Genomic DNA, 6,608 nt, shown 5'->3' with positions numbered 1-6,608 from the left:
CGCCTCGCGCTGGCCCGGGCGTTCCTGCGCCGCGACCGGGACCTGATGATCCTCGACGAACCCAGCGCCGGCCTGGACCCCGAAGCCGAACACGAAGTACACACCCAACTCGCGAAGCTGCGGTCCGGACGCACCAGCGTGGTCATCTCCCACCGCCTCGGCGCCATCCGCGACGCCGACCGCATCGTGGTCCTGGCCGACGGCGTCGTCACCGAGCAGGGCACCCACGCCACGCTGCTGGCCGACGGCGGCACCTACGCCCAGCTGTTCACCCGGCAGGCCACCGGCTACCGCGACACGACAGGAGCCCCGCGATGATCGGCGCCCTGATCGCGCTCGCCCTCGCGGGTGCACTCACCATCGGCTGGCTACGCCGACGCTACCTGGTGGTGACCGTACATGGGCAAAGCATGCTGCCCACCTACCAGCCGGGCGAACGCGTCATCGTCCGGCGCACGCCACCCGAATCCCTGCACACCGGGCAAGTCGTCGTACTCAGCGGATTCGCGCCGGAACTGGCCGCCGATCCGATAAACCCGAGTCCGCGCTGGATCATCAAGCGCGTCGCGGCGATACCGGGTGATCCGATCCCCCGCGACACCGTCCCCGCCCTGCGGACCGCTCCGGGCACGCGGGTCCCGGCCGGGCGCCTGGTCGTGTTGGGCGACAACCCGGACCATTCACACGATTCCCGCCACACCGGATATTTGATGACTGACCGACTGTTCGGCGTGGTACTCCGCAAGGTCGAACAGAGGTCTACGTGATGCGCGGCCGGCTTTCCTGGTGGAAGAGCTCGGGGCGGCGCCTTCGGACCAACTCGCCCATCGGGCCGCGCTCCCACAGCGGATCGATGACGCCGAGGGGGATGCTGATCTCGGACAGCCCCGTCTCCGGATCGACGCGCATCCGGGTCAGGTGGGTCCACAACCAGTGGGGGGCATGCGGCGGGAGCTCGTAGTAGCCCCAGCCGACCAGGCCGACGCACTGCCTGGCCCCGGTGCGGACGTAGATCCGGTCTCCCCTGGTCACCGTCCGTGGACTGGGCACCCGGGTCTCCACCACACCGATGCGTTCGATGTGCCGCCATGCGAGCTGGATACGGGCCCCGTAGCCGTCCACCATCTCCACGCCCTGAGACGAAAACCGCGCGATCGTGGCCCGTGCCATCCGGCGTTGCCTGGCCAGCCGTACTCCAGCCAAGCCCGCCGCGGCTCCCAGCGCCGCCAGTACCAGTTCGACAGGCCGGCCAGGGAGCATGACGAGGGCCAGGCACAAGGGCGCCAGCAGCACGAACAAGGCAAGTGATCGAGCTAAATCCGCCAGGGACAACGCGTCCGCCATGCGAAACTCATCCACGTCCCGAGCGTACGCGTCGCGACGTCACACGCGTCAGGCCCAGTCCGGCGAGCCGCTCAGGCGTGCATGGCCTGCTTGTGGGTGTGCCATTCGGGGGCGAGGATCGACCATACCTCCATGTCGTGGCGCTTTCCCCGGTAGAAGTAGCTTTCCCTGAGCACGCCGTCCCTGGTCATACCGAGGCGGCGGGCGACCGCGATGCTGGGCTCGTTGGCCGCCGCGGCCACCCATTCCACGCGGTGAATGCCACGCTCCTCGATCGCCCAGTCGATGATCACCCGCGCGGCCCTGGTCACCAGGCCCTTGCCCGCGGCCGACGGCTCGAGCCAGCAGCCCGCTTCCGCCACGCCGCGCTGGGTGTCCATGGTCCGGAAGAGCACGCCGCCGACCAGCCCGCCGTCCATCCAGATGCCGTAGATCCGGCCCGTGTCGGTCGCCGCCTTCTCCGCGTACGACCGGAGGTAGGCGCGGCTCGACTCCAGGTCCGTGACGACGTCCGGCAACCTGATGTACCGGCCGATGAACTCCCGCCCCCGGTCCATGTGGGTCAGGAACTCCTCGGCGTGCCGCGGCTCGAGCGGGCGCAGCCGGGCACCGTCGTCACCCAGGGGAATCGCGAACATCATGCTCCTTCAGGAAGAACCTCATTCGACGCTCAATCCTGCCGTACGCCGAGGATCACCAGATATCGGGTAGACGGTGAAACCCCAGCAGGTTGATCGGCACCGTCACTGAGCCCTCTGCAGGTCACGCAGGTCCCGCCAGCCGATCAGGGTGATCTCCTCCTCCGCCAGCGCCCGCCGTACCTCGGGGTCGGTGAAGACGCGCAGCTCCATGGCGCGCTTGGCGTGGTGCGGCATGATGTGCCGCAGCTCGTCGGTGTCCTCGAACGGGTGGATGTAGATCTCGGTCACGCCGGGACGCAGGGCGCGGATCAGCTCGATCATCTCGGCCTTGAAGCTTTCGTACGTCTCCCCCTCCTTCTGGTGGAAGGACAGGGTCCAGAGCCGGTCGAGGATCACCACGCCCGCCGCGTCCGCCTTCGCGGCCGCCGCCTCGGCGATGGGCTCAAGCTCGGGCGGCAGTCCCATGCCGTCCAGCGTGCGGGGCAGCCGGAACGGCAGGCCGTACGCGGCGCAGACCTCGAGCGCCTCGGCGATGAAGTCGCGCCCGGTGGCCAGCCCGTACAGGCTGCCCATGTGGTTGTCGGCGTGGGAGGGGTCCAGACCGAGCGCGATCGCCCGGTCCAGCTGCGCGATCAGCTCGGCGCGCACGTCATCTGGGTCGGCCTGCTCCTCGACGCTCTTGCTGTCGGCGTGGAAGTAGCCGGCCGCGTCGCGCAGCGTGGTGCCCTTGGTCAGAGGGCTCCATCTGTAGCCCTCCCACTCGCTCGTCAGCGTCAGGTGCACGCCCACGTCGAAGCCGTGGCGGGAGGCGGTGGCGATCGCGTCGGGCGCCCACGGGCAGGGGGTCATCACGGTGGCCGAGCTGATGGCGCCCGCTTCGAGCAGAGAGGTGATGCCGGTGTTGGCGGCGCGGCACATGCCGTAGTCGTCGGCGTTGATGATCAGCTGTCTCATGGGGTTCCCTTCATCTCGCGGCCCTGCACGCGGTCCAGGGCCACCAGGGCGGCGCGCGCGTTGATCGACCACAGCAACGCCCGCGTTCCCGCCACACCCATCTGGCTCAAGATCAGTATGTCGAAAGTTTCCTGCTCCTTCCAGGCGACGACCCACTCCCAGCGCCGCCATCTGGCCGCGGCGGCCGTCCGGGGCCCAGCCGCGCCGCGCCGCGAGAGCATCCGCGTGCTGCAGGGTGTGCGTGGTCTTGCGTCGTACGCTGTGTTGGATGGCATAGGCTTGATCGTTCAGCCATTAGGGTGCTATATGGCATGCCTGGTTAGATGGTCGGCATGGCCACGCGACGTACCGAGATGACGCAGGAGAGCCGCCGGCTTCTGATGGAGGCCGCCGCCGGGCTCTTCGCCGAGCGGGGATACCGGCAGACGAGCTTCGCCGACATCGCCGACAAGGCGGGCATCAGCCGCGGCTCCATCCCCTGGCATTTCGGCAACAAGCTGGGCCTGCTCGAAGCGGTCGTCGACGACCAGCTCCAGGCGGTCATGGCCGGCTTCACCCTGTCCGCGGGGCAGGACCTCGACGAGTCGCTGGACCAGGTGCTGGCCTTCATCCGCATGCCCGCCACGCGCCTGTTCATCACCCTGCTTGCCGAGGCCGCGGAGGTGGACTCCCCGATCCGCGACCACTACGCGCGGCTGCACGCGACGCTCCGCCAAGGGATGGCGGAGTTGATACCCGAGTCGGCGGTCCCCGCGGGAACCACCCCAGAGTCGGTCGCGATCCTGCTGGTGGGAGCCGTCATCGGCGTCCATGCCCAGTGGCGGATCGCGCCGGAGGCCGTGGATCTCGACGCCGTCCACATCACGGCCCGCACCCTGGTGTCGGCACTCCTCGCAACCCCCTGACCGCTCACTGAAACTGACGCCGTCGGCTCACCAGTCCCGGGCGAGCTTGACGAGCCGGTCCCTGACCAGGGTGACGTGGGACAGGGCGTGGGTGCCCGCGCGCTGGACCACGAAGGCGGTGTTGATCGGCGGGTCCTCGGGCTCCAGCAGCGCCACCAGCGTGCCGGCGGCCAGCTCGGCCGCGCACAGGTAGCGCGGCAGGACGGTGATGCCCGCGCCCGCCACCACCGCGGCCATCACCCCGCGCAGGTCGGGGATGACCACAGCGGGCGGTTCGGTCAGCCGGACGCCGAAGACGTGCCGCCAGTAGCGGCGCAGGATCGGCAGGTCCTCGGCGAAGCTGACCAGTGGCGCCGTCCGCAGCACCGCCTGGTCGTGGCCGAGCGTGGCCCACGTGGGGGCGGCCACCAGCACGAACTCCTCGTCCATGACGGGCTCGGCAAGCAGGGCCCGGCCACGTGGCCGAATCGACGACAGCACCAGGTCGTACCGCCCGGCGCGCAGGCCTTCCAGGAGGTCGTCGGCCAGCCCGACGCTGACGCGCAGCCGTACGCCCTCCGCCGTCAGCGGCGCGAGCGCCGGCATGACCAGGGTCGCTAGCGCGTCCGCCGGGCCGGCCAGGTGGACCGGGGGCTGCGGCGCGGGGACGTCGGCGTCTCGGCCGAGCACACCGTCCAGCGCGTCGAGCGGGCCGGCCACCTCGGCCGCCAGGGCGTCCGCGACGGCTGTGGGGGCGACGCCGCGCGGCAGCCGCTCGAACAGCTGCCGGCCGAGGTGCTCTTCGAGGGCGCGGATCTGGGTGGTCACCGTCGGCTGCGACAGCCCCACGAGCTGGGCGGCCGCGGTGAAGGAGCCGGTCCGGTGTACCGCGAGGAACGTCCGCAACAGGTCCAGTGAGCCATTTGAATTCTTATCGGCCACCCCACAAGGGTATCGGCCAGCCAAGTCCAAGCCATAGGAATGCCTATGTCAGGTAACGGCGCACCTATTGGACGCCCGAGGTGAGGGCTTCCTACGTTGACGGTGACATCCTGACCTGGGGGGAAATTTCATGTCGAAGATCCTTTTTGTGGTGACCGGTGCCGACCACTGGACGCTCAAGGACGGCACCAAGCATCCGACCGGCTTCTGGGCCGAGGAGCTCGCCACGCCCTACGAGGCGTTCACCAAGGCCGGCCATGAGGTCGTCGTCGCCACGCCCGGCGGCGTCATGCCGGTGCCCGACCAGGCCAGCCTCACGCCCGTGATCCACCTGCCCGAGATCGAGCCGATCCGGCTGGAGGACGTGCGGCCGGCCGACTACGACGCCGTGTTCTACCCCGGCGGCCACGGCCCGATGGAGGACCTGGCCGTCAACGCCGACTCCGGCAAGCTCATCGCCGACACGCTCGCCTCGGGCAGCCCGCTCGGTGTGGTGTGCCACGGCCCGGCCGCGTTGCTCGCCGCACCCAAGGGCACGATCGCCGGCTACGAGCTGACCGGCTTCACCAACGCCGAGGAGAGGATCGCCGGCCTGGCGGACAGGGCCAAGTGGCTGCTGCAGGACCGACTTGAGGAGATCGGCGCGGACTTCCAGGAGGGAGAGCCGTGGGCGCCGCACGTGGTGGTCGACCGCAACCTGGTCACCGGCCAGAACCCGGCCTCCTCGGGGCCGGTGGCCGCCGAGCTGCTCGCGAAGCTCCGCTGAGGCCCGCTTTCTTCGAAGGAGTACTGTCATGCCCGTTTCCAGCCGCGAATGGCGCCTGATCGCGCGTCCCGTCGGCGAGCCGACACCCGCCGACTTCGAGCTGGCCGAGGTCCAGGTGCCCGACCCGGGGCCCGGCCAGGTGCTCGTCCGCAACGAGTGGCTGTCCGTCGATCCGTACATGCGGGGCCGGATGAACGACGTCCCGTCCTACGTGCCGCCGTTCGCGCTCGGCGAGGCGATGACCGGCGGGGCCGTGGGCAAGGTCGTCGCCTCCGAGGCGCCGCGGATCCCCGTCGGCACGACCGTCCAGCACTTCCGGGGATGGCGCGAGTACGCCGTCGTGGACGCGGACGCCGTCCTGCCCGTCGACACCGACCTCGCGCCCGCCGAGGCCTACCTGGGCGTGCTCGGCGGCACCGGACTGACCGCCTACGCCGGCCTGGTCGAGGTCGCCCCGGTCAAGGAGGGCGACGTGGTCTTCGTCTCGGGCGCGGCAGGCGCGGTCGGCTCCGTCGCCGGTCAGATCGCCAGGCACCTGGGGGCGAGCAGGGTCATCGGCTCCGCGGGCGGCCCGGAGAAGGTCCGGCGGCTGCTGGACGACTTCGGCTTCGACGCCGCGATCGACTATCGCCAGGGCGACCTGCCGGGCCAGCTCGCCGGGGCCGCCCCCGACGGCGTCGACGTGTACTTCGACAACGTCGGCGGCGACCACCTGCAGGCCGCGATCGGCCAGATGAACCAGGACGGCCGGATCGCCCTGTGCGGCGCCATCTCCGCCTACAACACCACCTCCCCGCCGCCCGGGCCGGACAACCTGCCGCTGGCCATCGGCAAGCGCCTCACCCTGCGCGGCTTCATCGTCGGCGACCACGCCCATCTGGCGCCGGACTACGTCCGCAAGGCCTCCGGGTGGCTGCGGGACGGCGAGCTCCACGCCGAGGAGACCGTGGTCAAGGGCATCGACCACGCCCTGGACGCCTTCCTGTCGATGATGCGCGGCGGCAACACCGGCAAGATGCTCGTCCAGCTGCCCTGATCCGCCCGTCGCACCACGGGGGCTTGACCAATTCAAATGAA

General features: G+C 70.2%; 8 protein-coding genes and 1 pseudogene. 5 read left to right on the top strand and 4 right to left on the bottom strand.

From position 1 onward, the window contains the following. Together ACIBHX_RS06965 and ACIBHX_RS06960 are read left to right on the top strand one after the other, a co-directional pair. Positions 1 to 318, top strand: a pseudogene (locus ACIBHX_RS06965) (ABC transporter ATP-binding protein); the annotation flags it as partial. Then, positions 315 to 767 (top strand): S26 family signal peptidase, encoded by a 453-nt coding sequence (locus ACIBHX_RS06960; RefSeq protein ID WP_397064984.1) that lies wholly within the window; start codon positions 315 to 317, stop codon positions 765 to 767. The pseudogene ACIBHX_RS06965 and the gene ACIBHX_RS06960, both read left to right, overlap by 4 nt. Here the strand turns inward: ACIBHX_RS06960 and ACIBHX_RS06955 are convergent. From ACIBHX_RS06955 to ACIBHX_RS06945, 3 genes are all read right to left on the bottom strand, one after another. Next, entirely contained in the window at positions 760 to 1,359 is a 600-nt protein-coding gene (locus ACIBHX_RS06955) for a hypothetical protein (RefSeq protein ID WP_397064982.1), read from the bottom strand. The two genes, ACIBHX_RS06960 and ACIBHX_RS06955, sit on opposite strands and share 8 nt — an antisense overlap. Positions 1,360 to 1,415: 56 nt before the next feature. Next, positions 1,416 to 1,982 (bottom strand): GNAT family N-acetyltransferase, encoded by a 567-nt coding sequence (locus ACIBHX_RS06950; protein WP_397064981.1) that lies wholly within the window; start codon positions 1,980 to 1,982, stop codon positions 1,416 to 1,418. Between the two features lie 105 nt (positions 1,983 to 2,087). Then, complete coding sequence (locus tag ACIBHX_RS06945) at positions 2,088 to 2,939, bottom strand: polysaccharide deacetylase family protein (protein WP_397064979.1); 852 nt, start codon at positions 2,937 to 2,939, stop codon at positions 2,088 to 2,090. A gap of 332 nt (positions 2,940 to 3,271) precedes the next feature. Between ACIBHX_RS06945 and ACIBHX_RS06940 the strand changes: the two genes are divergently transcribed. Further along, a complete protein-coding gene (locus tag ACIBHX_RS06940) occupies positions 3,272 to 3,844 on the top strand; it encodes a TetR family transcriptional regulator (RefSeq protein WP_397064977.1) in 573 nt (190 codons plus the stop codon). A gap of 27 nt (positions 3,845 to 3,871) precedes the next feature. Here the strand turns inward: ACIBHX_RS06940 and ACIBHX_RS06935 are convergent, their stop codons facing one another. Then, complete coding sequence (locus ACIBHX_RS06935; RefSeq protein WP_397064976.1) at positions 3,872 to 4,765, bottom strand: LysR family transcriptional regulator; 894 nt, start codon at positions 4,763 to 4,765, stop codon at positions 3,872 to 3,874. 130 nt (positions 4,766 to 4,895) lie between these two features. Between ACIBHX_RS06935 and ACIBHX_RS06930 the strand changes: the two genes are divergently transcribed. Together ACIBHX_RS06930 and ACIBHX_RS06925 are read left to right on the top strand one after the other, a co-directional pair. Then, positions 4,896 to 5,531 (top strand): type 1 glutamine amidotransferase domain-containing protein, encoded by a 636-nt coding sequence (locus ACIBHX_RS06930; protein ID WP_397064974.1) that lies wholly within the window; start codon positions 4,896 to 4,898, stop codon positions 5,529 to 5,531. 28 nt (positions 5,532 to 5,559) lie between these two features. After that, entirely contained in the window at positions 5,560 to 6,567 is a 1,008-nt protein-coding gene (locus tag ACIBHX_RS06925) for an NADP-dependent oxidoreductase (protein ID WP_397064972.1), read from the top strand. Positions 6,568 to 6,608: the final 41 nt, after the last annotated feature.

The sequence above is a fragment of the Nonomuraea sp. NPDC050536 genome, assembly GCF_044457685.1.
Classification (GTDB): domain Bacteria; phylum Actinomycetota; class Actinomycetes; order Streptosporangiales; family Streptosporangiaceae; genus Nonomuraea.
The sequence above is the reverse complement of the archived record's forward strand: the minus strand, read 5'-3'. Positions and strand labels throughout refer to the sequence as shown.